The sequence below is a fragment of the Enterobacter sp. R-1.6.2 genome (genome assembly GCF_035064085.1).
GTDB lineage: Bacteria > Pseudomonadota > Gammaproteobacteria > Enterobacterales > Enterobacteriaceae > Enterobacter > Enterobacter asburiae_B.
This window is the reverse complement of sequence record NZ_JASEYI010000020.1, coordinates 13,741-37,720: the sequence shown is the minus strand read 5'-3', so window position 1 is coordinate 37,720 and position 23,980 is coordinate 13,741. Positions and strand designations below refer to the sequence as shown.

General features: G+C 57.4%; 26 protein-coding genes and 1 tRNA gene. 14 read left to right on the top strand and 13 right to left on the bottom strand.

From position 1 onward, the window contains the following. Positions 1–13: 13 nt before the first annotated feature. The 6 genes from QMN93_RS19425 to QMN93_RS19400 all read left to right on the top strand — a co-directional run bounded on the left by QMN93_RS19425 (position 14) and on the right by QMN93_RS19400 (position 3,754). Positions 14–715 (top strand): YggS family pyridoxal phosphate-dependent enzyme, encoded by a 702-nt coding sequence (locus tag QMN93_RS19425; RefSeq protein WP_143346507.1) that lies wholly within the window; start codon positions 14–16, stop codon positions 713–715. 21 nt (positions 716–736) lie between these two features. After that, positions 737–1,303: a YggT family protein gene (locus QMN93_RS19420; protein WP_033146608.1), complete on the top strand. Its 567-nt coding sequence runs from the start codon at positions 737–739 to the stop codon at positions 1,301–1,303. Continuing rightward, positions 1,300–1,596 carry a DUF167 family protein YggU gene (gene yggU, locus QMN93_RS19415; protein ID WP_023309131.1) on the top strand — a complete coding sequence of 99 codons (297 nt, stop codon included), beginning with the start codon at positions 1,300–1,302 and terminating at the stop codon, positions 1,594–1,596. Before QMN93_RS19420 ends, yggU begins: the two co-directional genes overlap by 4 nt. A gap of 3 nt (positions 1,597–1,599) precedes the next feature. Then, complete coding sequence (locus QMN93_RS19410) at positions 1,600–2,193, top strand: XTP/dITP diphosphatase (RefSeq protein ID WP_064673281.1); 594 nt, start codon at positions 1,600–1,602, stop codon at positions 2,191–2,193. Continuing rightward, entirely contained in the window at positions 2,186–3,328 is a 1,143-nt protein-coding gene (gene hemW / locus QMN93_RS19405) for a radical SAM family heme chaperone HemW (protein WP_182382664.1), read from the top strand. Before QMN93_RS19410 ends, hemW begins: the two co-directional genes overlap by 8 nt. Before the next feature lie 63 nt (positions 3,329–3,391). After that, positions 3,392–3,754, top strand: coding sequence for an endonuclease domain-containing protein (locus QMN93_RS19400; protein ID WP_071891574.1), 363 nt, complete (start codon positions 3,392–3,394; stop codon positions 3,752–3,754). Positions 3,755–3,815: 61 nt separating this feature from the next. On the opposite strand, the gene QMN93_RS19395 is transcribed toward QMN93_RS19400, so the two are convergent. Genes QMN93_RS19395 through trmB form a run of 3 tightly spaced genes read right to left on the bottom strand, consistent with a single transcriptional unit; the run spans position 3,816 to position 5,634 of the window. Then, complete coding sequence (locus QMN93_RS19395) at positions 3,816–4,532, bottom strand: DUF2884 domain-containing protein (protein ID WP_069303288.1); 717 nt, start codon at positions 4,530–4,532, stop codon at positions 3,816–3,818. Positions 4,533–4,588: 56 nt separating this feature from the next. Further along, positions 4,589–4,915, bottom strand: coding sequence for a YggL family protein (locus QMN93_RS19390; RefSeq protein ID WP_014885198.1), 327 nt, complete (start codon positions 4,913–4,915; stop codon positions 4,589–4,591). Then, a complete protein-coding gene (gene trmB / locus QMN93_RS19385; RefSeq protein WP_033146613.1) occupies positions 4,915–5,634 on the bottom strand; it encodes a tRNA (guanosine(46)-N7)-methyltransferase TrmB in 720 nt (239 codons plus the stop codon). The genes QMN93_RS19390 and trmB overlap by 1 nt, the downstream gene beginning before the upstream one ends. 144 nt (positions 5,635–5,778) lie before the next feature. Between trmB and mutY the strand changes: the two genes are divergently transcribed. The 4 genes from mutY to QMN93_RS19365 all read left to right on the top strand — a co-directional run bounded on the left by mutY (position 5,779) and on the right by QMN93_RS19365 (position 9,792). Next, positions 5,779–6,831: an A/G-specific adenine glycosylase gene (gene mutY, locus QMN93_RS19380; protein ID WP_170864501.1), complete on the top strand. Its 1,053-nt coding sequence runs from the start codon at positions 5,779–5,781 to the stop codon at positions 6,829–6,831. Positions 6,832–6,857: 26 nt separating this feature from the next. Then, positions 6,858–7,130 (top strand): oxidative damage protection protein, encoded by a 273-nt coding sequence (locus QMN93_RS19375; RefSeq protein WP_023309138.1) that lies wholly within the window; start codon positions 6,858–6,860, stop codon positions 7,128–7,130. Positions 7,131–7,186: 56 nt separating this feature from the next. Further along, a complete protein-coding gene (gene mltC / locus QMN93_RS19370; RefSeq protein WP_033146615.1) occupies positions 7,187–8,263 on the top strand; it encodes a membrane-bound lytic murein transglycosylase MltC in 1,077 nt (358 codons plus the stop codon). 272 nt (positions 8,264–8,535) lie between these two features. Further along, a complete protein-coding gene (locus tag QMN93_RS19365) occupies positions 8,536–9,792 on the top strand; it encodes a nucleoside permease (protein WP_029740744.1) in 1,257 nt (418 codons plus the stop codon). 79 nt (positions 9,793–9,871) lie between these two features. Here the strand turns inward: QMN93_RS19365 and citG are convergent, their stop codons facing one another. Genes citG through QMN93_RS19325 form a run of 8 tightly spaced genes read right to left on the bottom strand, consistent with a single transcriptional unit; the run spans position 9,872 to position 17,180 of the window. After that, positions 9,872–10,675 (bottom strand): triphosphoribosyl-dephospho-CoA synthase CitG, encoded by an 804-nt coding sequence (gene citG, locus QMN93_RS19360; RefSeq protein WP_182382665.1) that lies wholly within the window; start codon positions 10,673–10,675, stop codon positions 9,872–9,874. Beyond that, positions 10,653–11,192 (bottom strand): citrate lyase holo-[acyl-carrier protein] synthase, encoded by a 540-nt coding sequence (citX, locus tag QMN93_RS19355; protein ID WP_182382666.1) that lies wholly within the window; start codon positions 11,190–11,192, stop codon positions 10,653–10,655. The genes citG and citX overlap by 23 nt, the downstream gene beginning before the upstream one ends. Positions 11,193–11,194: 2 nt before the next feature. Then, entirely contained in the window at positions 11,195–12,712 is a 1,518-nt protein-coding gene (gene citF / locus QMN93_RS19350; RefSeq protein ID WP_193139931.1) for a citrate lyase subunit alpha, read from the bottom strand. 10 nt (positions 12,713–12,722) lie between these two features. Continuing rightward, on the bottom strand, positions 12,723–13,598 hold the full coding sequence (gene citE / locus QMN93_RS19345) for a citrate (pro-3S)-lyase subunit beta (protein WP_193139928.1): 876 nt from the start codon (positions 13,596–13,598) through the stop codon (positions 12,723–12,725). Beyond that, positions 13,595–13,888 (bottom strand): citrate lyase acyl carrier protein, encoded by a 294-nt coding sequence (gene citD, locus QMN93_RS19340; protein WP_008499773.1) that lies wholly within the window; start codon positions 13,886–13,888, stop codon positions 13,595–13,597. The genes citE and citD overlap by 4 nt, the downstream gene beginning before the upstream one ends. A 16-nt stretch (positions 13,889–13,904) precedes the next feature. Beyond that, positions 13,905–14,927, bottom strand: a complete 1,023-nt coding sequence (citC, locus tag QMN93_RS19335; RefSeq protein WP_193139926.1) for a [citrate (pro-3S)-lyase] ligase — start codon at positions 14,925–14,927, stop codon at positions 13,905–13,907. Positions 14,928–14,937: 10 nt separating this feature from the next. Beyond that, positions 14,938–15,801 (bottom strand): fumarylacetoacetate hydrolase family protein, encoded by an 864-nt coding sequence (locus QMN93_RS19330; RefSeq protein WP_021242089.1) that lies wholly within the window; start codon positions 15,799–15,801, stop codon positions 14,938–14,940. 17 nt (positions 15,802–15,818) lie between these two features. Continuing rightward, complete coding sequence (locus tag QMN93_RS19325; protein ID WP_033146621.1) at positions 15,819–17,180, bottom strand: 2-hydroxycarboxylate transporter family protein; 1,362 nt, start codon at positions 17,178–17,180, stop codon at positions 15,819–15,821. A 345-nt stretch (positions 17,181–17,525) separates the two neighbouring features. Between QMN93_RS19325 and QMN93_RS19320 the strand changes: the two genes are divergently transcribed. Together QMN93_RS19320 and QMN93_RS19315 are read left to right on the top strand one after the other, a co-directional pair. Next, positions 17,526–19,151 (top strand): sensor histidine kinase, encoded by a 1,626-nt coding sequence (locus QMN93_RS19320; RefSeq protein ID WP_182382669.1) that lies wholly within the window; start codon positions 17,526–17,528, stop codon positions 19,149–19,151. Beyond that, positions 19,141–19,833, top strand: a complete 693-nt coding sequence (locus tag QMN93_RS19315) for a response regulator (protein ID WP_023309148.1) — start codon at positions 19,141–19,143, stop codon at positions 19,831–19,833. The genes QMN93_RS19320 and QMN93_RS19315 overlap by 11 nt, the downstream gene beginning before the upstream one ends. A 55-nt stretch (positions 19,834–19,888) precedes the next feature. Here the strand turns inward: QMN93_RS19315 and QMN93_RS19310 are convergent, their stop codons facing one another. Continuing rightward, positions 19,889–22,024, bottom strand: coding sequence for an ornithine decarboxylase (locus QMN93_RS19310; RefSeq protein WP_048979386.1), 2,136 nt, complete (start codon positions 22,022–22,024; stop codon positions 19,889–19,891). A gap of 181 nt (positions 22,025–22,205) precedes the next feature. On the opposite strand from QMN93_RS19310, the gene QMN93_RS19305 reads away from it, so the two are divergent. Together QMN93_RS19305 and QMN93_RS19300 are read left to right on the top strand one after the other, a co-directional pair. Then, positions 22,206–22,922 carry a DUF554 domain-containing protein gene (locus tag QMN93_RS19305; protein ID WP_023309150.1) on the top strand — a complete coding sequence of 239 codons (717 nt, stop codon included), beginning with the start codon at positions 22,206–22,208 and terminating at the stop codon, positions 22,920–22,922. A gap of 95 nt (positions 22,923–23,017) precedes the next feature. After that, positions 23,018–23,093 (top strand) — tRNA-Phe (locus tag QMN93_RS19300). Here the strand turns inward: QMN93_RS19300 and QMN93_RS19295 are convergent. Then, positions 23,094–23,675, bottom strand: coding sequence for a helix-turn-helix domain-containing protein (locus QMN93_RS19295; protein ID WP_049015725.1), 582 nt, complete (start codon positions 23,673–23,675; stop codon positions 23,094–23,096). Between the last annotated feature and the right edge of the window lie 305 nt (positions 23,676–23,980).

Below are 23,980 nucleotides of genomic sequence, written 5' to 3'. Positions count from 1 at the left end.
TACTCCTCGGAAAATGAACGACATTGCGCATAACCTGGCACAGGTCCGGGACAAAATCTCAGCCGCCGCAGCGCGTTGCGGCCGTGCTTCAGAAGAAATTACGCTGCTTGCAGTCAGCAAAACCAAGCCTGCGAGCGCCATCGCAGAAGCTATTGATGCAGGCCAGCGGGCGTTTGGTGAAAACTACGTGCAGGAAGGCGTGGATAAAATTCGCTACTTCCAGGAACAAGGGAAGACGGATCTGCAGTGGCACTTTATTGGCCCCCTGCAGTCGAACAAAAGCCGTCTGGTGGCAGAGCACTTCGACTGGTGCCACACCATCGACCGCCTGCGTATCGCTACCCGTCTGAATGACCAGCGTCCGGCAGAAATGCCGGCACTCAACGTGCTTATTCAGGTCAACATCAGCGACGAAAACAGCAAGTCCGGCATTGCGCTGAGCGAGCTGGAGGCGCTGGCCGCCGAGGTGGCCGAACTGCCGCGCTTGACCCTGCGCGGGCTGATGGCCATTCCTGCGCCTGAGTCAAGTTATGAAAGGCAGTTTGCCGTGGCACAGCAAATGGCTGTAGCATTTGAGGCGCTTAAAGCGCGCTATAACACGGTAGACACGCTTTCACTGGGCATGTCGGATGATATGGAAGCCGCCATCGCGGCAGGCAGCACTATGGTGCGCATCGGCACGGCAATTTTCGGTGCGCGCGACTACTCAAAATAATAAGGAAACCTGAGGAACGCCATGAAGACGTTGACTTTCCTGCTCTCAACAGTGCTTGAGCTGTATACGATGGCGCTTTTGCTGCGCGTCTGGATGCAGTGGGCCCGCTGTGATTTTTACAATCCGTTCTCGCAGTTTGTCGTGAAAATCACGCAACCTGTTGTCGGACCGCTGCGCCGCATTATCCCGGCGATGGGTCCCATCGACAGTTCGTCTCTGCTGGTGGCGTTTATTCTGAGCGTTATCAAAGCGATCGTGCTGTTTATGGTCATCACCTTCCAGCCGATTATCTGGATTGCTGCGGTCCTGATTTTAATCAAAACCATCGGCCTGCTGATTTTCTGGGTGCTGCTGGTCATGGCCATCATGAGCTGGGTGAGCCAGGGGCGTAGCCCGGTGGAGTATGCGCTGATCCAACTGGCCGAACCGCTGCTGCGCCCGATTCGCAGCCTGCTGCCTTCGATGGGCGGTATTGATTTCTCGCCGATGATCCTGGTTCTGCTGCTTTACGTGGTTAATATGGGGATCGCTGAGCTGTTACAGTCCACGGGCGATATGCTGCTGCCGGGGCTGTGGATGGCGCTATGAGTGCCGTAAGCACCTGCGCTGACGGGCTGGTTTTGCGGCTGTATATTCAGCCGAAAGCCAGCCGTGACGGTATTGTCGGGCTGCATGGCGACGAGTTAAAGGTCGCCATCACCGCCCCACCGGTTGACGGCCAGGCGAACGCGCATCTGACCAAATATCTGGCAAAACAGTTTCGCGTCGCCAAAAGCCAGGTCATCATTGAAAAAGGTGAACTTGGGCGACATAAACAGGTAAAAATCCTTAATCCGCAATCTATCCCGACGGAAGTCGCGGCTCTGAAAGAACAGGACTAAACCATGCAGAAAGTTGTTCTCGCGACCGGCAACGCCGGTAAAGTGCGCGAGCTGGCCTCGCTATTAAATGATTTTGGGCTGGACGTGGTCGCCCAGACCGCTCTTGGCGTGGAGTCCGCCGAAGAGACGGGGCTGACGTTTATCGAAAACGCGATCATTAAAGCGCGCCACGCCGCGCAGATTACCGGCCTGCCCGCGATTGCCGACGACTCCGGCCTGGCCGTGGATTTTCTCGGCGGTGCGCCGGGGATTTACTCTGCGCGCTATTCCGGCGTTGACGCCACCGACCAGCAGAATCTGGAAAAGCTGCTTGTCGCCCTGAAAGACGTACCGGACGAACAGCGCACCGCGCAGTTCCACTGCGTGCTGGTCTATATGCGCCACGCGGAAGACCCGACGCCGATTGTCTGCCACGGCAGCTGGCCGGGCGTGATTACCCGTGAAGCGGCTGGCAACGGCGGCTTTGGCTACGACCCGATTTTCTTTGTCCCGACCGAGGGCAAAACCGCTGCGGAACTGACCCGCGAAGAGAAAAGCGCGATTTCCCACCGTGGACGCGCGCTGAAACTGTTACTGGAAGCACTGCGTAATGGCTAATTTGCCGCCTCTGAGTCTGTATATTCACATCCCGTGGTGCGTGCAGAAATGCCCGTACTGCGATTTCAACTCGCACGCGCTGAAGGGCGAAGTGCCGCACGATGACTACGTTGCGCATCTGCTGGCCGACCTGGACGCCGATGTCGCTTACGCACAGGGACGTGAAGTTAAGACCATTTTCATTGGTGGCGGTACGCCGAGCCTGCTGTCCGGCCCGGCGATGCAGACGCTGCTGGACGGCGTGCGTGCGCGCCTGAACCTGGCGGCAGATGCTGAAATTACGATGGAAGCCAACCCCGGCACCGTTGAGGCCGACCGTTTTGTCGACTATCAGCGCGCGGGCGTGAACCGCATCTCCATCGGCGTGCAGAGCTTTAGCGAACCGAAGCTGAAACGTCTGGGGCGCATTCACGGCCCGGAAGAGGCGAAGCGCGCTGCCAACCTGGCGACCGGGCTTGGCCTTCGCAGCTTTAACCTCGATCTGATGCACGGCCTGCCGGATCAGTCGCTGGAAGAGGCGCTGGACGACCTGCGCCAGGCGATCGAACTGAATCCGCCGCACCTGTCGTGGTATCAGCTCACCATTGAGCCAAACACGCTGTTCGGTTCCCGCCCGCCGGTGCTGCCGGACGACGACGCGCTGTGGGATATCTTCGAGCAGGGTCACAGGCTGCTGACCGCTGCGGGTTATCAGCAGTATGAAACGTCCGCGTACGCGAAGCCGGGCTACCAGTGCCAGCACAACCTGAACTACTGGCGCTTTGGCGACTACCTGGGAATTGGCTGCGGCGCGCACGGCAAGGTGACCTTCCCGGACGGGCGCATTCTGCGCACCGCTAAAACCCGCCACCCGCGCGGGTATATGGAAGGCCGCTACCTGGAGCGTCAGCACGACGTCGAGGCAGCGGATAAACCGTTTGAGTTCTTTATGAACCGCTTCCGTCTGCTGGAAGCCGCGCCGCGCGCGGAATTTACGCGTTACACCGGGCTGCCGGAATCGGTGATCCGCCCGCAGATTGACGAGGCGCTGGCGCAGGGGTATCTCACGGAATGTGAGGAATACTGGCAGATCACCGAGCACGGCAAGCTGTTCTTAAATTCCCTTCTTGAGCTGTTCCTCGCCGAAGAATCCTGAAGGCTGATTCAGGATTTTGCATCCCGCTCTGCCGGCTGAGGGAAAGGCTGGCAGAGTGTGGGGATGAAAATTACTCGTTCTTATGCAAAACAGCTCAGACGTGAGCTGACAAAAGAAGAAAGACGGCTTTGGTATCTACTGCGCAGCCGCCGTTTCGAAAATTATAAATTTCGTCGACAACATCCTGTAGATCACTACATTCTGGATTTCGCCTGCTGCGCGGCTCATCTGGCTGTTGAGCTGGATGGTGGGCAACATGATGAAAAGCAGGAATACGATCTTCAAAGAACGTGCTGGCTTAACGAGAAAGGCTGGCATGTCATTCGATTCTGGAACAACGAACTCTGGAATAACGAAGAGGCGGTGTTAGAAAAGATCCTTGAAACACTGCAAATGCTGCGACCCTCACCCCGGCCCTCTCCCTGAAAGGGAGAGGGAGCAAACCATCCCCTCGCCCCTTTGGGGAGAGGGTTAGGGTGAGGGGAAATTACTTAAGCGTCCCCACCAGCGCCTTCCGGCTATCTTCCAGCGACACCACGCGTTTACACACGTCTTTGCCGAACTGCTGGAAATCATCTTCCTGGTTCTTCCACTCGTTCTGAATGGAGGTCTGCAAGCCGCCCAGGCTGCCCAGCACGCCCTGCAGCGGATTACCGCCGCCCTTCAGCACGGCTTTGGCGCCCATCTCGTTGATGCTGTCCTGCAGGATGCCGCCCATCGCCTGGTTCACCAGCTGCTGCCCGTCAGCACGGACCTGATCGATCGCCTTGTAGTGGAACGTCAGGCCGTCGGAGCGCGTCTCGATAATGCGGTTCATCTGCTCTTTAAGCTGCTTGTCCAGCTTCGTCAGGCGGGTGCGCATATTGCTGCTCTCACCCACCTCTTTGGTGATGATCTTATCCAGCGCGACGCGGCTTTTCTCAACGCGGGTCAGCGCGCCTTCATTAACCCATGGCAGCGCGGTACGCAAATCGGCCTGATAGTCTTTCGCCTGCTCACGCTGTGCGGCAGTCAGGTTGTACTGCTTGCCGTTAAAGGTGACGTTCCCCTGCGGCGTAATCACCAGATTGCCGTTCTCGCCTTTGACCTGCACGGTTTGCGGGCTTAACACCACGTCATCACGCGGGGTGACGCTACATTGATAATCCGCATGGGCGGTGAATCCGGTTGCCATCAAAGCAACAGCCAGCAACGTTTTGCGCATCTTAAACACTCCCTCAGACAAAATGGGCCAGCTAATGCTGGCCCCTTACTGCTTTATTAGTCCCACCAAACGTCGAAAAGTTCGCTGACGCGGACATCTTCGAGCTTGTGGTCTTCAAGCCATTTACGCACCAGGGCCTGATGTTCTTCAGTGCATTTACCCACTTCCTGGGTGCAGATCAGACCTTCCCAGGCCAGGTAGCCGCTACCGTCGAAGGCCAGCTTGTTTGGCTCAATCACGTCATTGATGAACGCATCCACGTCCTGATCGATCTGTTCTACACTGGTGCCTTCCGGGAAACGCCACGCAACGGAGAAGCCCACTTCCTGGAATTCTTCGATGTGCATCTTTTTACGCAGACGACGGCTACGATTCTTTGCCATTATTTCACCCTCTCGAACATTAAGTCCCATACACCGTGACCAAGACGATGGCCACGCTGTTCAAATTTCGTTACCGGACGCGATTCCGGACGCGGTACATAGTCGTTACTCTCAGACTGGTTTTTATACCCGTCCAGCGACGACATCACTTCCAGCATATGTTCCGCATACGGTTCCCAGTCGGTCGCCATATGGAAGACACCGCCCAGCTTCAGCTTACTTTTCACCAGCTCGGCAAACGGCGCCTGAACGATACGGCGTTTATTATGACGTGCTTTGTGCCACGGGTCAGGGAAAAAGAGCTGAACCATGGTTAAAGAATTGTCAGGAATCATTTTATGCAGCACTTCCACCGCGTCGTGACACATCACGCGCAGGTTCTCAACGCCCTCTTCATGGGCCGTTGCCAGGCATGCACCCACGCCCGGGGAGTGGACTTCGATACCGAGGAAGTTCTGCTCCGGTCGCGCTTTCGCCATGGCCACCAGCGAGGTGCCCATACCAAACCCGATCTCCAGCGTGACGGGTGCTTCGCGGCCGAACAGTTCGGTAAAGTCCAGAGGCTGCTCGCTGAACTCAACGCCCATCACCGGCCAGTAGTTGTCCAGCGCATGTTGCTGCCCTTTTGTCAGGCGGCCCTGACGGCGGACAAAGCTGCGAATACGGCGTAGCGGGCGACCGTTTTCATCAAATTCCGGTGAAATGACGTCGTTTTTCATAAAAGAGTTGTCTGCTTGTGAGAATGTTCGGGAAACGGGCATTATCCAAAGTTAAGGCTTCTATGCAAGCATGGGAAAGATCCGGTTTACAGCAGATTGACGCTGTGCTGCAATCTGCGTCCCTGATTATGCGAATCGATGACCATGCAAGCCTCTCAATTTTCAGCCCAGGTGCTGGACTGGTACGACAAATACGGGCGTAAAACCCTGCCCTGGCAAATTGAAAAAACGCCTTACAAAGTATGGCTCTCCGAGGTGATGTTGCAACAAACGCAGGTCGCCACGGTGATCCCTTACTTCGAGCGTTTTATGGCGCGCTTCCCGACGGTGACCGATCTGGCCAACGCCCCGCTGGACGAGGTCCTGCACCTGTGGACCGGTCTTGGCTATTACGCCCGGGCGCGTAACCTTCACAAGGCCGCACAGCAGGTCGCGACGCGCCACAATGGGAAATTCCCGGAAACCTTCGACGAGGTGGCCGATCTTCCAGGCGTCGGACGTTCAACCGCAGGCGCCATTCTCTCCCTGTCTTTAGGCAAGCATTTCCCGATCCTCGACGGCAACGTGAAGCGCGTGCTGGCACGCTGCTATGCCGTCGACGGCTGGCCGGGGAAGAAGGACGTCGAAAAACGCCTTTGGGAAATAAGTGAAGCGGTCACCCCGGCCAACGGCGTCGAGCGTTTCAACCAGGCGATGATGGATCTCGGCGCGCTGGTCTGCACGCGCTCAAAACCGAAATGCGAACTCTGCCCGGTGAATAATCTCTGCGTGGCGTATGCCAACCATTCATGGGCGCAATATCCAGGTAAGAAACCCAAACAGACGCTGCCGGAGCGCACCGGCTATATGCTGCTGATGCAGCACGGCGACGAGGTCTTCCTCGCCCAGCGTCCACCGAGCGGTCTGTGGGGTGGTCTATACTGCTTCCCACAGTTTGAAGATGAAGATTTGCTGCGTGAATGGCTTAAACAGCGCGGGATTGCTGCCGATAACCTGACGCAGCTGACCGCGTTTCGCCATACGTTCAGCCATTTCCACCTGGACATTGTACCCATGTGGCTTCCCGTGTCGTCATTTGCCTCGTGCATGGATGAAGGCACCGCTCTCTGGTATAACTTAGCGCAACCGCCATCAGTCGGACTGGCGGCTCCCGTGGAGCGCCTGTTACAGCAATTACGTGCCGGTGCAATGGTTTAGCATCGACAAGAAAAAGAGGAATGAGTATGGCCAGAACGATTTTTTGTACTTTCCTGCAGCGTGACGCTGAAGGCCAGGATTTCCAGCTTTATCCGGGCGACCTGGGTAAACGCATCTACAATGAAATCTCCAAAGAAGCCTGGGGACAGTGGCAGAAAAAGCAGACCATGCTGATCAACGAGAAAAAACTCAGCATGATGAACCCGGAACACCGCAAGCTGCTGGAGCAGGAGATGGTGAGCTTCCTGTTCGAAGGTAAAGACGTGCACATCGAAGGCTATACGCCACCGGAAAAATAACAGCGTGCGGGGGAAACCCCGCCGTTAAAGCAAACACAACACGCACTCCCGGAATGATGAAAAAACTTTTAGCGCTAGCCCTTGTTGCGCCGTTGCTTGTCTCGTGTTCGTCAAAAAAAGGCGAAGATTACAACGAAGCCTGGATCAAGGACACCAACGGTTTTGACATTTTGATGGGGCAGTTTGCCCACAACATCGAGAACATATGGGGATTTAACGAAGTTCTTATTGCCGGACCTAAGGACTACGTTAAGTACACCGACGCCTATCAGACCCGTAGCCACATCAACTTTGATGAGGGTACGATCACGATTGAGACCATCGCAGGCACCGACCCTGCGGCACGACTGCGTCAGGCGATCGTCAAAACCCTGCTGATGGGTGACGATCCGGGTTCTATCGATCTCTACTCCGATGCCGACGATATCACTATCTCGAAAGAGCCGTTCCTGTACGGCCAGGTCGTCGATCAGACCGGTCAGCCGATCCGCTGGGAAGGTCGCGCCACGAAATTTGCCGACTACCTGCTGCAGACGCGCCTGAAAAGCCGCTCTAACGGTCTGAAGATTATCTACAGCGTCACCATCAACCTCGTCCCGAACCACCTCGACAAGCGTGCGCATAAATACATTGGGATGGTGCGTCAGGCCTCGCGCAAGTACGGCGTGGATGAGTCGCTGATCCTGGCGATTATGCAGACCGAATCCTCGTTCAACCCGTACGCGGTGAGCCGTTCCGACGCCCTGGGGCTGATGCAGGTTGTGCAGCACAGCGCCGGTAAAGACGTCTTCCGCGCGCAGGGGAAATCCGGCACGCCGAGCCGCAGCTATCTGTTCGATCCGCAGAGCAACATTGATACCGGCACGGCCTATCTGGCGATGCTGAACAATGTGTACCTGGGCGGAATTGATAACCCAACGTCGCGCCGCTATGCGGTGATCACCGCCTATAACGGCGGCGCGGGCAGCGTGCTGCGCGTCTTCTCGAATGACAAAGTGCAGGCCGCGAACATCATTAACAGCATGGCGCCGGGGGATGTCTACTCTACCCTCACCACTCGTCACCCGTCTGCGGAATCCCGTCGCTATCTGTATAAGGTGAATACGGCGCAGAAGAACTACCGTCGCCGGTGATCGGCACACCTTCTCCCCTCTGGGAGAAGGTGTTCTGTTTCCCCTCTCCCTGTGGGAGAGGGTCAGGGTGAGGGCATCAGGCCGCACCTATCCAACCCCACCCATACGAAAATGTTATTTGCATCACAATCCAAACTGCAAATTAATGTGGATTGCATTTTTTTGCGGGAGGTAACAAAACATATTGTTGCCAACTGATAGAATTGCATCAAATAACAACCCTGAATGTTCCCAAAACAACATATCTCCCGCTCACTTGTGAGGAAAGTAACATGAACCTTAAGCTGCAGCTTAAAATATTGTCGTTTCTGCAGTTCTGCCTGTGGGGTAGCTGGCTGACCACACTCGGCTCCTATATGTTTGTGACGCTCAAGTTCGACGGTGCGTCAATCGGTGCCGTATACAGCTCGCTCGGTATTGCGGCTGTCTTCATGCCAACGCTGCTGGGCATCGTGGCGGATAAATGGTTGAGTGCGAAATGGCTGTACATGCTTTGCCATCTGGTGGGCGCGGGGACGCTGTTTATGGCAGCCCAGGTGACCACGCCGGGGGCGATGTTCATGGTGATCCTGCTTAACTCGCTGGCCTATATGCCAACGCTTGGCCTGATCAACACCATCTCCTACTACCGCCTGAAATCCGCGGATTTGGATATCGTGACCGATTTCCCGCCAATCCGTATCTGGGGCACCATCGGCTTTATCATGGCGATGTGGGGCGTGAGCTTCGCAGGCTTCGAACTGAGCCATATGCAGCTCTATATCGGTGCGGCGCTCTCCGTGGTGCTGGCGATCTTCACCCTGACGCTGCCAACCATTCCGGTTTCTAACCAGCAGAAAAACCAGAGCTGGAGCACCATGCTCGGCCTGGACGCGTTCGCGCTGTTTAAAAACAAACGCATGGCGATCTTCTTTATCTTCTCCATGCTGCTGGGCGCAGAGCTGCAGATCACCAACATGTTCGGCAACACCTTCCTGCACAGCTTCGATAACAACCCGCTGTTCTCCGGCAGCTTTATCGTTGAACATGCGTCGGTGATGATGTCCATCTCTCAGATCTCTGAGACGCTGTTCATCCTGACCATCCCGTTCTTCCTGAGCCGCTACGGCATCAAAAACGTCATGCTGATCAGTATCGCGGCATGGATGTTGCGCTTCGGCCTGTTCGCCTACGGTGACCCGAGCGCGTTTGGTACCGTGCTGCTGGTGCTGTCGATGATCGTTTACGGCTGCGCCTTCGACTTCTTCAACATCTCTGGTTCGGTGTTTGTTGAAAAAGAGGTGAAGCCTGAAATCCGCGCCAGCGCGCAGGGTATGTTCCTGATGATGACCAACGGCTTCGGCTGTATTCTGGGCGGCGTGGTAAGCGGTAAAGTGGTTGAGATGTACACCACCAACGGCATCACCAACTGGCAGCCTGTGTGGCTGATCTTCGCGGCGTACTCGCTGGTGCTGTTCTTCGCGTTCATCGCGCTGTTCAAGTACAAGCACGTGCGCGAGCCGCACGGTGCGCAGCCGATCGCGCATTGATTGTTGTGCCCGGTGGCGCTGCGCTTACCGGGCCTACAAAACCAGACCGTAGGCCGGGTAAGGCGAAGCCGCCACCCGGCTATTTTATTGCAGAGAGCACCCACCCCACCGACAGCAAATCCGCGCTGCCGCCCGGGCTCAGGTTCCGTTCAATCAATGCCTTATCCATCTTAAGCAGCGCCTCTCGATCCCAGCCACTCGCCAGTAATTCCCGCGCGTAGCCCTGAACGTAGCGTAGCCCTTCAATGCCGCCGCGCGAGACGAGATTACTGTCCTGATTGACCGCCATCAGGCGCAACAGCATGCCGTGAAGCGACTGTCCGCTCCACTGCGCCAGCGCCTTACGCGCCGTCGCAAAGCCGCTTTCCGCCTCTCCGCGCGCGCCGGTTAAGCCGTACAGCTGAAACTGCCGCTCGCCCGCCGTCGCCTGTCCGCTGCGCGCGGCCAGTTCCCGCGACACCAGCCCGCTGCAGATGTTACTCACCTCACAACAGAGGCTATCTGCGGAGATATTTTTCACACGTCCGGCAGCGAAGCACAGTAAACCCAGGGCAAAAATCCCGCCCTTGTGGGTGTTCACTCCGTTCGTCGCGGCGTACATCGCCTGCTCGCAGGCCATCCCCATCGGGCGGATAATGCGAAGCTGTGCGTCAGCGGGTTTATCCGCATGTGCGTTACCGAGTTCGGCAAAGCGCGAAAACCACGGCGTTATCGCCGCAATGCTGCGGACGAACAGCGCGTGGTCCATATCGCGATGGGAACCGTTATTGAGCTTGTCCACCAGCCCCGGCTTGGGCGTCAGCTCCAGCTCCTGCCATAGCGCCGCCTCGGCAAGCGCGGGCACGTCAACCGGGCGCGGTTTAGTCGCGAGCAAACCAGTCATCGATTGTCTTCTCCACGCGGGAAACCACCTGCTCAAGGGGGTGATTGCGCGAACGGGAACAGGCATGAGCGGGTTCGTCGCAGATCAGGCAGCGTCTGAGATTCGCCCCCAGCGACTGACGCCCGACGTGGCCGTGCTGAGGGCAGATCACGTCCAGATCCCACAGCCTGCCGAGCGGGTGCGTCTGCTCCAGATCCGCGCAGTGCGCTTTGATTTCCACCGCGGGATGGGCCACACACCACAGGGCTTCTGGCCCGGTCGGGAGCCACAGCACCTGACGGTCCAGCACCTGCCAGCGGTTTTCCCACAGCAGCTGGTCGCACATTTGCAGCGCCACGCCCATGGTATTGCGATAGCGCAGGCTGTCTTTGATTTCCCCTGGCGTGACCAGCGTGAGGGAAATCACCGGTTGTTGATAGTGCTCAAGCATGTCAGCCTGGCGCGCTGCGCGGCGCTCTTTCGCCGCCAGCAGTTCCTCCAGGCTGACACCCGCCCGCACGGGTGTCGCTATTGTCATAACTACTCCTTCACCTGTCGTACGGTGTCGATCACGCTGCCGTCGCGGTAGCGGATCACCCCGACGATTTTGTCGGTAAATTCAATCGGTTTCGGTACGCCCGTCAGGGAAATCGCCCGCTCGTAAAGCGCGCTGATATCCACAACTTTGAGCCCGGCTTCCAGCAGGCGCTCGCGGATCTCCGGGCGCGCCGGGTTGACCGCAATGCCGTGGTCGGTGACCAGCACGTCGATGCTCTCACCCGGCGTGAGGCGCGTGGTGACGCGCTTCACGACCGTTGGAATGCGGCTGCGCAGCAGCGGCGCGACAACGATGGTCAGGTTTGCCGCGGCGGCCACGTCGCAGTGTCCGCCGGACGCCCCGCGCATCACCCCGTCGGAGCCGGTGATAACGTTGACGTTGAAATCAACGTCGATTTCCAGCGCGCTGAGGATCACCACGTCGAGCTGGTCGCAGCTTGCCGCCTTGCTGCCAGGGTTGGCGTAGACGTTGGTGGAGATCTCCACGTGGTTCGGGTTGCGCGCCAGCGAGGCCGCCGCCTGGCCGTCAAAGCACTGGGTATCGAGCAGCTTTTCGATGAGTCCCTTCTCGTGTAAATCCACCAGGCTGCCGGTGATGCCGCCGAGCGCAAAGCGCGCCTTCACGCCGCTGCGCTCCATCTTCTCTTCCATAAAGCGCGTGCAGGCGGTCGCCGCCGCGCCGGAGCCGGTCTGCATCGAGAAGCCCGGTTTGAAGTAGCCGGAGTGTTCAATGACGTCCGCCGCATAGCGGGCGATCATCAGCTCGCGCGGGTTGCTGGTGACGCGCGCCGCGCCGACGCTGATTTTCGCCGGGTCGCCCACGCTTTCAACCTGCACGATGTAGTCCACCTGGTCCTGAACCAGGCTGGCGGGCATATTCGGAAACGGCACCAGTTCTTCAGTCAGCAGCACTACTTTACGGGCAAAGTGCGCGTCCACCATGGCGTAGCCCAGGGACCCGCAGCACGATTTACCGTGCGTGCCGTTGGCGTTGCCAAACTCATCGCTGCACGGCACGCCGAGGAACGCTACGTCGATACTCAGCTCGCCGTCCTGAAGCAGCTTCACGCGCCCGCCGTGGGAATGAATTTGCACCGGCTCGTCCATCAGCCCGTGGGAGATGGCGTCCGCCAGCCTGCCGCGCATGCCCGAGGTGTAAATCCGGGTGATGACGCCGCTTTCAATATGCTCGATCAGCGCGTCGTTACAGGTCATCAGCGAGCTGGAGGCCAGCGTCAGGTTTTTGAAGCCCATTCGCGCCAGCAGCGCCACGACGGTGTTGATCACCCGGTCGCCTTCGCGAAACGCGTGGTGGAAGGAGATGGTCATCCCGTCCTGCAGGCCGCTGCGCATCACAGCCTCTTCAACAGAGGCGCAGAGCTTGCGGCTGTGCTTCGCGTCGCTGTCCGCCAGCCACGGCGTGGCGCTGTGGGCGTTATCAAACGGTTTTAAGTCCCTCAGATGGGGAAAGTTCACGTGAAGAAGTTCTGTCTGATTCATTATTTTATCCTTACCGACGCACGCCGGAGGCCGCCGCGCGCTCCAGCACCACCTGCGCGTGGTTAATAATCGGTGCATCCACCATTTTGCCGTTGAGCGACACCACGCCCAGGCCGTTACGCTCGCCCTCTTCTGCCGCCTCAATCACCCTTTTGGCATGATCCACCTCATCCTGCGTCGGGGCGTAGGCGTTGTGCAGCAGGTCAATCTGGCGCGGGTTAATCAGCGATTTGCCGTTGAAGCCCATCTTGCGGATCAGATCGACCTCGCGCAGGAACCCGGCCTCGTCGTTAACGTCTGACCACACCACGTCGAAGGCGTCGATGCCCGCCGCGCGGGCGGCGTGCAGCACGGCACAGCGGGCGTAGAACAGCTCGGTGCCGTCGCCGCGCTCGGTCTGCATGTCCATCACGTAGTCAAAGGCGGCCAGCGCAATCCCGATGAGGCGCACAGAGCTGCGGGCAATCGCCACGGCGTTGATGACGCCAATGGCCGACTCAATCGCCGCCATCACGCGGGTGGAGCCAACCTCGCGGCCGCACTCCTGCTCGATACGCTCGAGATGGCTTTCCAGCTCGTAGATATCGTCCGGCGTGTCGGTTTTCGGCAGGCGGATCACGTCCACGCCGGCCCGCACGGCGGCTTCCAGATCCAGCAGGCCAAACGGCGTGCTGAGCGGGTTAATACGCACCACGGTTTCGATATCCTGATACATCGGGTGCTGCAGGGCGTGGAACACCAGCATGCGTGCGGTATCCTTCTCGCGCAGGGCAACGGCGTCCTCAAGGTCAAACATGATGGAGTCGGGACGGTAGATAAAGGCGGTGGAAAGCATGGCGGCGTTGGCGCCCGGCAGGAACAGCATGCTGCGGCGGAGTTTGCTCATTTCAGCGCCCCCCAGTTGATGGCCTGTTCATCGGCGGCACGCATCAGCGCGCTTTGCAGGCGGGCGCGAATAACACAGTCCAGCGCACCTTTGTCTTCAATAATGATTAATCCCTGGTGCACGTTCATGGCGCGCAACGTGTCGTTGACCACCTGGCGAATTTGCTCGCCAAACTGCTTAATCACTTCACTGTGGATGACTATCTCCAGCTCGCCGTGAGCGGGAGCGATTTTCACCATCAGGTCGCTGGACTCCTGCGTTCCGGCCAGCGCCTCCCTTACAATTTTCATGATAAATTCCTGGTAGTTAAGCGACTTCCGCACTCGCACGGTAATGCGTTTCGAGATGCGCGAAGGTGGAGTCCGGGACAATCTCCCGGATCCGGGAAAACTGCTGTGTCTTCAGTAAGCGGCGCACTTCAGACGCTGATATGGCGTTGCCGGTGGCCTTGATGCGCGGCATTTCCACCACCTCGATATGCGAGGCCAGCAGGTCGTGCAGCGTCTGGTTGTACTGGCGGGTGATATCGCAGAACGGCTCCGAGCCGATGAAGCGGTGCGTAATGCCCAGCGCCGGGGCGATGAAGTCCCGGAAGATCAGCACATCGATCTCGCTCCACGCCTGCTGCACTTTGCCGGTCTCCTTCAGGAAGTAGGCCGGGAAGGTGGCGCGGGAGATGATGTACTGCGAGCCTTCATGCACCAACACGTTCGGCAGATGCGCCACGCCCGCGCGCACCATCTCGAGGCGCGCGCTGAACGGGAAGAACGAGGCGTCTTCACGCACCACGAACAGATGCAGGACATCGCACCGCTGCGCCGCCTGCTCCACCAGATGGCGGTGGCCGAGGGTGAACGGATTGGCGTTCATCACTATCGCGCCAACGTTCTCCCCGCACTTGCGCTTCGCGCGCAGGGAACGGCAGTAGCGTTCGATCCCCTGCGGGGTGTTCTCCATCAGCACCGCGTTGTTTCCGCTCTGGGCAATCGGCCAGAAGCCGCTGCGGGCAAAGCGCTCCCGGTTGCACGGACGGGTGCAGAGGAAGAGGTGAAAATGGCCGCACTCCAGCGCCGCATTTTCCACCTCTGCCAGCAGCCGCGCGCTGAGGTTCTCGCCGCGAAGCTGCTCGTTGACCGCCACGCATTTGATGACGTTGGCAGCAAGCCCTGCGCAACCCACCAGCTGCGAGCCGGACCAGGCTTCGACAAACAGCGTGATGTCGTTGTCCAGGCCAAGGCCGCTGTCTGCCAGCAGGTAGCGGATCTGGCTTAAGCGTTCCGGGTGTTTCGCCACGACGGTGTGGCGAAAATCGATGGGTTGACTGTTCATGCCGTCTTTCTTAATGTGCTGCCGCAAGCCCGACGGCTGGCGCTTCCACGATCACGTTGCTGAGATGACCGATATGCTCGATCTCCACCTCAATGCGATCCCCTTCTTTCATAAACAGCGGCGGATTGCGCTTTTTACCCACTCCGCCCGGGGATCCGGTGATGATCACATCGCCCGGGCTGAGGCGGGTGAAGGTGCTGATGTACTCGATCAGCTCCGCCACCTTGTGGATCATGCTGCTGGTGTTGTCTTCCTGCACCATGCGGCCGTTCAGCCAGGTGCGGATCGCAAGCTGGTGCGGATCCGGGATCTCATCCGCCGTCGCCATCCACGGCCCAAACGCGCCGGTTTTGCGCCAGTTTTTACCGGCGGTGAACCAGGTGTGCTGCCAGTCGCGGGCGGAGCCGTCCATGTAGCAGCTGTAGCCAGCCACGTGGCGCAGGGCGTCGTCGCGGCTGATGTTCTCCCCGCCTTTACCGATGATCACCGCCAGCTCGCCTTCATAGTCGAATTCACTTGAATGGCGCGGCTTCAGCACCGGCTCGTTGTGGCCGGTCTGTGAATCCGGGAAGCGGACAAACAGCGTCGGGGCCGGGTTATGCTGGTCAAACTCCTTGCGCTTGTCGGCATAGTTCATGCCCACGCAGAGGATCTTTTCCGGCTGCTCGATCACCGGTAAGAAGGTGATGGCGCTCATCGGCACGTCCACGGCATCGTTCAGGTAGCGGGTGGCCTGCGCCAGCCCGTTGCCCTGCAGCAGCGCCTTGAGGTCGCTGTAGCGGTCGCCGAGACGGCGGCCTAAATCAATCACGCCATCGGCCTGGACGATGCCGTAGCTGCGTTTTCCCTGGTATAAAAAGCTTGCGAGTTTCATTGTTCTTTCCTGAAAACTTAAACGAGGAAGTTGCCCAGAATCAGCAGTGAGACAGAGACGTTAATCGCCCCGCCGATACGGGTAGCAATCTGGGCGAACGGCATCAGGCTCATACGGTTGCCTGCGGTCAGGATCGCCACGTCGCCGGTACCGCCCTGGCCGCTCTGGCAGCAGGAGACGATGGCGACATCAATCGGGTGCATACCAATCTTTTTGCCGACGAAGAAGCCGGTTGCCACCAGTGCGGAAACGGTGCTGACAATCACCAGCAGGTTGCTGACGGTGAACGCCGCCACCAGTTCATGCCACGGGGTGATGGCCACGCCGACGGCGAAGAGGATTGGGTAGGTCACGGAGGTCTGGAAGAATTTGTACACCACCTGAGAGCCTTCCAGCAGGCGCGGAGAGGCGCCGTTGCAGAGCTTCACCAGGACCGCCATAAACAGCATGCCAACTGGTGCTGGCAGGCCAATCAGCTTGTGGCCGAGCATGCCCAGCATGTAGAGCAGCACCGCCAGCAGCGCGCCGGAGGCGATAGTGGTGACGTCCGCTTTGCCGGAAAACGCAGGCTGAGAGACCGTGGCATCGGCATTCGCGCGGTTAGGCATCAGCTGACCTTCACCGGTCAGGTGCGGGAAGCGTTTACCGAGCTGGTTCAGGCAGCCGGAGATGATGATTGCCGTCAGACCGCCGAGCATTACCATCGGCAGCACGCGGCCGAGCGCCACGCCCTGGTCCATGTGCAGCAGGGTGGCATAGCCGATGGAAAGCGGGATCGCCCCTTCCCCAACGCCGCCCGCCATAATCGGCAGAATGATAAAGAAGAAGATCTGGAACGGCTCAAGACCCAGCGCCAGGCCGACGCCCATCCCTACCAGCATGCCGACAACTTCACCGCACAGCATCGGGAAGAAGATGCGCAGGAAGCCCTGAATCAGCACCGTGCGGTTCATGCTCATGATGCTGCCGACGATAATGCAGCAGATGTAGAGATAGAGAATGTTGGTGGATTTGTAGAACTTGGTGGTGGACTCGACCACCACGTCCGGCAGCAGGCCATAATAGACCAGCGCGGAAGGGATAAAGGTGGCGCAAATCGCCGCCGCGCCGAGCTTGCCGACAATCGGCAGGCGTTTGCCAAACTCGCCGCAGGCAAAGCCGAAGAAGGCCAGCGTTGCCACCATGACCACGATATCGCTCGGCAGTTTTCCGCCCAGGCAATCAATGGCAATCAGCGCGCCCGCCAGAACGAACAGCGGCAGAGGAATAATCCCAACTTTCCAGGTATCCATAATATGCCACCAGCGCTCTTTGAGCGAAGGCCGCTGAATTTCAATCGGGTCGTGGGTAACAGAGAAAGAATCGTCAGTTGTGCTCATAATAAGCCCCTTGGTTATTTTGTGCGTTCAGCTTAGAGTCACAAAGGCTTACTTTATGTGAGGAATGGCATATTAAAAGCGAAGTTTTAATGGCAGCTATGGTTTTAATGGTTTCTTTTATTTAATGTGATTTATACCTTATTTATTGCCGTGGTTTTTATGGTTTCTTTTCCGAATTGAACAAACAAATAACATTTGTTCGCGTAGCCCGAAGTACGTTCGCCTTCAGGATAACTCTTTTACAGCGCCCGCTGTGCAAGGGATCACAAGTTTTCGGCAAAGCGGGCGTCAGCGCGAAAAAAGATGATATATTGGCGTTCTTTGCTGCTACCTCGCGTGATAGTTATGAAAGTTTCTTTCCAGATTAAGCTGTTTATTTCGCTGGTTGCCTTTTTCTCGGTGCTTTTCGCGTTACTGGGCGGATATTATTATGCCGACGTCGGGAAACAGCTTTATCAGGAAATGAGTACGCGTGCCAAAATACAGGCTGAAGAGATTGCGCTTATTCCGACATTGCGTAATGAAGTTGAAGAAAAGAATATCAACGCCATCCATGATTTTATGCAGAAGATTTCTGCGCACAGTGACGCCAGCTTTATTGTGATTGGTGATAATAAGGGGCAGCATCTTTTTCACTCCGTCTTTGCCGACAGAGTGGGCACAACCCTGGTTGGCGGAGACAATGAAGCCGTATTGCAGGGTAAAAGCACCACCACCATTCGCAAAGGCGGGCTGGGCATTTCGCTGCGCAGTAAAGCTCCCATCTTCAACGCCGCCGGACAGGTGGTCGGCATTGTTTCGGTAGGCTATCTGACCAGCTACCTTGATACCATTACCGTCAGCAAAGTGGTTAATATCCTGATTGCCGCCGTGCTGCTGCTGATCGCTCTCTTTATCTTCTCCTGGTTCTTTACCCGCAGCATCAAGAAGCAGATCTTCTCCCTTGAGCCGCGCGAGATCGGCCTGCTGGTGCGCCAGCAGAAGGCGATGATGGAGTCTATTTATGAAGGCGTGATTGCCATTGACGATCGGCGGCGGATTGAAGTCATCAACCAGGCGGCGCGCAAGCTGCTGGGCCTGAGCCAGCCGGCCCGCGAGCTGCGCGGACAGCTGATAAGCCAGGTGATCGATCCGGTCCCGTTCTTCGACACGCAGACGATGCTGGCGAAAGATACCCATGACGAGATTTGCCGTTTTAACGATCTCACGGTGATTGCCAGCCGGGTGCACATTATGCTTGAGGGGTCGCTGCAGGGCTGGGTGATCACCTTCCGCGATCGCAACGAGATCGACTCGCTGAGCGCCCAGCTCAGCCAGGTAAAACGCTATGTCGATAACCTGCGCATCATGCGCCACGAGCAGTTAAACAGGATGACCACCCTCTCCGGCCTGCTGCATATGGGCCGCTATGAGGAAGCCATTGGCTACATTCAGGCGCAGTCGGAACATGCCCAGGAGCTGCTGGACTTTATCTCTTCGCGCTTCAGTTCCCCGACCCTGTGCGGCCTGCTGCTGGGGAAAGCCGCCCGCGCGCGGGAGAAAGGCGTCGAGCTGTGTTTCGACCCGGGCTGTCGGCTGGACAGACCGTTCCTGCCCCTTGGTGAGCAAGAGCTGATTTCGATTATTGGCAACCTGCTGGATAACGCCATCGAAGCAACACAGCGGTCGCCGCTTCCCCACGCGCCGGTAGAAGTGCTGATAAAGCTCAGCGAACAGGAGCTGATTATTGAAGTCGCCGACCAGGGCGTTGGCATTACACCGGAGATGCGTGACCGGATCTTTGAACGCGGCATCACCACCAAAACGCGCGGCGATCATGGGATTGGCCTGTATCTGATCGAAAGCTACGTCACACAGGCTGGCGGCGCGATAGAAGTTGCCGATAATACCCCGCGCGGCGCCATTTTCTCCTTGTTTATCCCGGCCACGGGAATCGCCCGGCAACTGGAAGACACCGACTATGCAACATGAACTTATCGACGTACTGATTGTTGAAGACGAGAACGAACTGGCGCAACTGCACGCGGAGCTGATAGGCAAACACCCGCGTCTGAGGCTGGTAGGCATTGCCTCGTCGCTGGCTGCGGCCCAGGCAGAGCTTGAAAGCAAACAGCCGCAGCTCATGCTGCTGGATAACTATCTGCCGGACGGCAAAGGCATCTCGCTTATCAATAACCCCATGCTGGCCCGCGCCAACTGCTCGGTGATTTTTATTACCGCCGCCAGCGATATGGACACCTGCAGCCAGGCGATTCGCAACGGCGCGTTCGACTACATCCTCAAACCCGTCTCCTGGAAGCGGCTCAGCCAGTCGCTGGAGCGGTTCGTGCAGTTTGCGGAACAGCAGCGCGTCTGGAAGATTGTCGACCAGCAGAACGTGGATTCGCTGTATCAGCTCCAGGCGAAAAACTACCGCCTGGACAACGGCAGTAAAGGCATTGAGGAAAATACGCTGGCGCGGGTGCAGACGCTGTTCAACGACAAGGCAACGCACTGCTTTACCGTGGATGAGGTGGTGAGCGAAACCGGATTAAGCAAAACCACCACCCGGCGCTATCTGGAGCACTGCGTGGAGGCGGGTTTTCTGACGGTGGAGATGCTGTACGGCAAGATTGGGCATCCGAGGAGGATGTACAAGCGTAGTGCGGTTTGATGAAACGTTCCCTCTCCCTGTGGGAGAGGGTTAGGGTAAGGGGCAACAGCCCGCACTATCTCAATACATACCCATACAGCCGCTTAATCCCGTCGGCATCCTTCTCGCTGTAAACCCCCTGCAGCTCCGGCGAGAAGCCCGGCAGCAGGTTGATGCCCTCCTCCAGCGCGAGGAAGTAACGCTGTACCGCCCCGCCCCAGACCTCACCCGGCACCACGCACAGCACGCCCGGCGGATAGGGCAGCGCCCCTTCGGCAGCAATGCGCCCTGCGGCATCACGTATGCGAACCAGCTCCACGTCACCGCGAATATAGGCCCGGTTCGCATCCTGCGGGTTCATCACTACCTCAGGCAGGCTCTCCTTGCGGAACATCGCCTTCTGCAGATCCTTCACGTCAAAGCTGACGTAGAGATCGTGCATCTCCTGGCACAGCTGGCGGAGGGTGTAATCCCGGTAGCGTACCGGGTATTTCTGGAAGATCGTCGGCAGCACGTCCGCCAGCGGCGTATCGTCTTCAATATGCTGTTCGAACTGGCCCAGCATCGCCACCAGCTGCGCCAGCTTCTCGCTGCTTTCGGCAGGCGTCAGCAGGAACAGGATCGAATTGAGGTCGCATTTCTCCGGCACGATGCCGTTTTCGCGCAGGTAGTGCGCCAGAATCGTCGCCGGGATCCCGAAATCCGTGTACTCCCCGGTTTCAGCATCGATACCCGGCGTGGTCAGCAGGAGCTTGCACGGGTCGACAAAGTACTGCTCGCGGGCATAGCCCTCAAAGCCGTGCCATTTGGCCCCCGGCTCAAAGCTGAAGAAGCGCAGCTCGCTGGCAATGGCGTGCGTCGGATGATCCTGCCACGGCCGGCCCGCCACCACCGGTGGGATAAACGGTTTGATCATATGGCAATTCGCAATGATCGCCTTGCGCGCTTCAATCCCCAGCTCGACGCACTCCGCCCACAGCCTGCGTCCGCTTTCACCTTCGTGGATCTTGGCATTCACATCCAGCGCTGCAAACAGCGGATAAAACGGGCTGGTGGAGGCATGCAGCATAAACGCGTTGTTCAGCCGCTTGTGCGGACAGAAACGCGCCTGACCGCGAATGTGGTTATCCTTTTTATGGATCTGCGACGTTTGCGAGAACCCGGCCTGCTGTTTATGCACCGACTGGGTCACGAAAATTCCCGGATCGTTCTCGTTCAATTCCAGCAAGAGCGGGGACGTTTCCGCCATCATCGGAATAAACTGCTCGTAACCCACCCATGCGGAGTCAAAGAGGATGTAGTCGCAGAGATGACCGATCTTGTCGATCACCTGGCGGGCGTTGTAGATCGTCCCGTCGTAAGTGCCAAGCTGAATGATCGCCAGGCGGAACGGGCGCGCCTCGTCGGCCTTCTCCGGCGCCGCTTCACGGATAAGATCCCGCAGATAGGCATCGTCAAAGCAGTGGTCGTCAATTCCGCCAATAAAGCCAAACGGGTTACGCGCGGCCTCAAGATAAACCGGCGTGGCGCCCGCCTGGATCAGCGCCCCGTGGTGGTTAGACTTATGGTTATTGCGATCGAACAGCACCAGGTCGCCGCGGGTCAGCAGCGCGTTGGTCACCACCTTATTGGCCGCTGAGGTGCCGTTCAGCACGAAGTAGGTTTTGTCCGCGTTGAACACTTTCGCCGCGAACTTTTGCGCGTGCTTGGCGGACCCTTCGTGGATCAGCAGATCGCCCAGCTTCACGTCGGCGTTGCACATGTCGGCGCGAAACACGTTTTCACCGAAGAAATCATAGAACTGTCGCCCTGCCGGGTGTTTTTTGAAAAATGCCCCGTGCTGGTGGCCCGGACAGGCGAAAGTGCTGTTGCCCATCTCCACATACTGGCTCAGGGTATCAAAAAAGGGCGGCAGCAGGTTCTCTTCGTAGCGGCTGGCAGCGCTCTCCAGTTCCAGAAACTCCTGAGCTTTACCCGAGATGACCGCGGTGGCGCCGTCGGGTACGTCCGTTGGCTCCTGCGAGAAAATAAACACCGGTAAATGAAAGCCCGTGCGTTTCAGCAGTGCAAGAATGCCGCTGCGACTTTCAGCTGTTGTGATGACGACGGCCGCCACATCGGTAAAATCAGTGCTGTCCAGCGTCACCTTTTCGCGGTGCGTAGACACAGTGGAGAGCAGCTCGCGGCTGACGGCAATTTTCATGGTTTTCATAGGCGCAGTTACCCTCACCGGGCGGTGAGACAGGGAGGAGAAAATTCGCGCAATAATGTCACCTTTTATTTTGAGGTGCAAGAAGGAATCAGTATGCACGAAATCAACCAAAGCTAAGGCCCGCGCGGCCCTGCCGTGCCATAATAATGCAATATCAATGATTAAATAACAGGAGTTAACTTTGGTTATCGGGCCATTTATTAACGCAGGCGCCGTATTGCTGGGCGGCGTACTCGGCGCCGTTCTGAGCCAGCGGTTGCCGGAGCGTATTCGCACCTCCATGCCCTCGATATTCGGCCTGGCATCGTTAGGGATCGGTATTCTTTTAGTGATCAAATGCGCCAACCTGCCGGTGATGGTGCTGGCCACCCTGCTCGGCGCGCTGATTGGCGAGTTCTGCTATCTGGAAAAAGGCATTAACAGCGCGGTGAGTAAAGCCAAAAACCTGATTGCCCGACCGGGCGGCAAGGCGAAACACGGTACGCACGAGTCGTTTATTCAAAACTATGTCGCCATCATCATTCTGTTTTGCGCCAGCGGCACCGGGATTTTCGGTTCGATGCAGGAGGGGATGACGGGCGACCCAAGCATTTTGATTGCGAAGGCATTTCTTGATTTCTTTACGGCCACTATTTTTGCCACCACGCTCGGCGTTGCCGTTGCCGCGATTTCCGTGCCGATGCTGCTAATTCAGCTGGCACTCGCCACCTGCGCCACGTTGATTCTCCCGCTCACCACGCCGGCAATGATGGCAGACTTTACCGCCGTCGGCGGCCTGCTGCTGTTGGCGACCGGGCTGCGCATCTGTGGGATTAAGATGTTTGCCGTGGTGAACATGCTGCCCGCACTGCTGCTCGCCATGCCGCTCTCCGCGCTCTGGACGCACTTTTTCGCTTAAGGATGCGGCGAAATGGTGAGAGATTGCGCAGTCTGTAACGAAAACAACATTTTTCGTTGACGCCACGGGGCAGATCGGGTTTAATGCGCCCCGTTGCCCGGATAGCTCAGTCGGTAGAGCAGGGGATTGAAAATCCCCGTGTCCTTGGTTCGATTCCGAGTCCGGGCACCACTATTTAAAGAACCCGCCCTCGTGGCGGGTTTTTGCTTTTGGTTTCTCCCCACCCCAGGGATCGTTCCCACCTGCGTCCAGCAGTTTGTTTTTAAAGATAAACAAACACGCCTCGTTGAAGTTCTCCGCCCCCAGGCGTTCCGAGAGAGCCGTTCGTTTACGATAGAGGCTTTTCACCGACGTATTCAGCTCATCGGCAATGGCTTCCATCGGCATCCCTGCCCTCAGCAGCCGCAGCATGATCGCTTCGTGCGTGCTAAGCCGTAAGTTAAGCAGCCACTTCGTGGTCAGGCGCCTGCCCTTCATATTGAGCACCAGGTTAAATAACGACGCCATATCCGGCGCGGTCAGCGACGTGTTCATAAATAACTTCATACTGAGCAGATTCTCCTCGCGGTGTCGCATATCGAGCATAACGCAGCAGATTGTTTTTTTCGTTCTGGCCGGATGGCGTATCAGGTAATCATATAAACGGAGCGGAGAACGACTATCAATCAATACAGAATATTCATCTGCACCGTTATCAAATATGTTTCTGTCAATCGAGTCGAGCAGGATAATATCCGGGAAAAATATCCGCATCCCTCTGACAAGGTAGCGATCCTGAGTCACTAAAATAATTGAAGTTGCCACTAACCATCCCTTTTAGATTAAAGCAAGCACGATCCCTCGCAAAGAAGGCCGCCTTCGTTTTATAGCGCTGTTATATTAACGATAAATGTATTCTGGCTTTGGACATCCCTCAATACAGACATTGATGAGTAAGACTTCCTGTAGACTATCATTCAATGGCTGCCATTAATTATAAATAAAAAACAATCGCAGAAAAGTCACTTCTCTAAACATTAAGAGTTTTTGTCATGAAACTTCCCAAACATGCACCAGAA

Bases quoted from the DNA above. Each gene is read 5' to 3' on its own strand.
- citG (WP_182382665.1), bottom strand. From the start codon at position 10,675: ATGACTGGTTTGCTCGCGACTAAACCGCGCCCGGTTGACGTGCCCGCG.
- QMN93_RS19315 (WP_023309148.1), top strand. From the start codon at position 19,141: ATGCAACATGAACTTATCGACGTACTGATTGTTGAAGACGAGAACGAA.
- QMN93_RS19420 (WP_033146608.1), top strand. From the start codon at position 737: ATGAAGACGTTGACTTTCCTGCTCTCAACAGTGCTTGAGCTGTATACG.
- mltC (WP_033146615.1), top strand. From the start codon at position 7,187: ATGAAAAAACTTTTAGCGCTAGCCCTTGTTGCGCCGTTGCTTGTCTCG.
- QMN93_RS19320 (WP_182382669.1), top strand. From the start codon at position 17,526: ATGAAAGTTTCTTTCCAGATTAAGCTGTTTATTTCGCTGGTTGCCTTT.
- QMN93_RS19390 (WP_014885198.1), bottom strand. From the start codon at position 4,915: ATGGCAAAGAATCGTAGCCGTCGTCTGCGTAAAAAGATGCACATCGAA.
- hemW (WP_182382664.1), top strand. From the start codon at position 2,186: ATGGCTAATTTGCCGCCTCTGAGTCTGTATATTCACATCCCGTGGTGC.
- QMN93_RS19330 (WP_021242089.1), bottom strand. From the start codon at position 15,801: ATGAAACTCGCAAGCTTTTTATACCAGGGAAAACGCAGCTACGGCATC.
- citE (WP_193139928.1), bottom strand. From the start codon at position 13,598: ATGAGCAAACTCCGCCGCAGCATGCTGTTCCTGCCGGGCGCCAACGCC.
- QMN93_RS19310 (WP_048979386.1), bottom strand. From the start codon at position 22,024: ATGAAAACCATGAAAATTGCCGTCAGCCGCGAGCTGCTCTCCACTGTG.
- citC (WP_193139926.1), bottom strand. From the start codon at position 14,927: ATGAACAGTCAACCCATCGATTTTCGCCACACCGTCGTGGCGAAACAC.
- citF (WP_193139931.1), bottom strand. From the start codon at position 12,712: ATGAATCAGACAGAACTTCTTCACGTGAACTTTCCCCATCTGAGGGAC.
- QMN93_RS19375 (WP_023309138.1), top strand. From the start codon at position 6,858: ATGGCCAGAACGATTTTTTGTACTTTCCTGCAGCGTGACGCTGAAGGC.
- QMN93_RS19410 (WP_064673281.1), top strand. From the start codon at position 1,600: ATGCAGAAAGTTGTTCTCGCGACCGGCAACGCCGGTAAAGTGCGCGAG.
- mutY (WP_170864501.1), top strand. From the start codon at position 5,779: ATGCAAGCCTCTCAATTTTCAGCCCAGGTGCTGGACTGGTACGACAAA.
- trmB (WP_033146613.1), bottom strand. From the start codon at position 5,634: ATGAAAAACGACGTCATTTCACCGGAATTTGATGAAAACGGTCGCCCG.
- QMN93_RS19425 (WP_143346507.1), top strand. From the start codon at position 14: ATGAACGACATTGCGCATAACCTGGCACAGGTCCGGGACAAAATCTCA.
- QMN93_RS19365 (WP_029740744.1), top strand. From the start codon at position 8,536: ATGAACCTTAAGCTGCAGCTTAAAATATTGTCGTTTCTGCAGTTCTGC.
- QMN93_RS19400 (WP_071891574.1), top strand. From the start codon at position 3,392: ATGAAAATTACTCGTTCTTATGCAAAACAGCTCAGACGTGAGCTGACA.
- citX (WP_182382666.1), bottom strand. From the start codon at position 11,192: ATGACAATAGCGACACCCGTGCGGGCGGGTGTCAGCCTGGAGGAACTG.
- citD (WP_008499773.1), bottom strand. From the start codon at position 13,888: ATGAAAATTGTAAGGGAGGCGCTGGCCGGAACGCAGGAGTCCAGCGAC.
- QMN93_RS19395 (WP_069303288.1), bottom strand. From the start codon at position 4,532: ATGCGCAAAACGTTGCTGGCTGTTGCTTTGATGGCAACCGGATTCACC.
- QMN93_RS19295 (WP_049015725.1), bottom strand. From the start codon at position 23,675: ATGCGGATATTTTTCCCGGATATTATCCTGCTCGACTCGATTGACAGA.
- QMN93_RS19325 (WP_033146621.1), bottom strand. From the start codon at position 17,180: ATGAGCACAACTGACGATTCTTTCTCTGTTACCCACGACCCGATTGAA.
- yggU (WP_023309131.1), top strand. From the start codon at position 1,300: ATGAGTGCCGTAAGCACCTGCGCTGACGGGCTGGTTTTGCGGCTGTAT.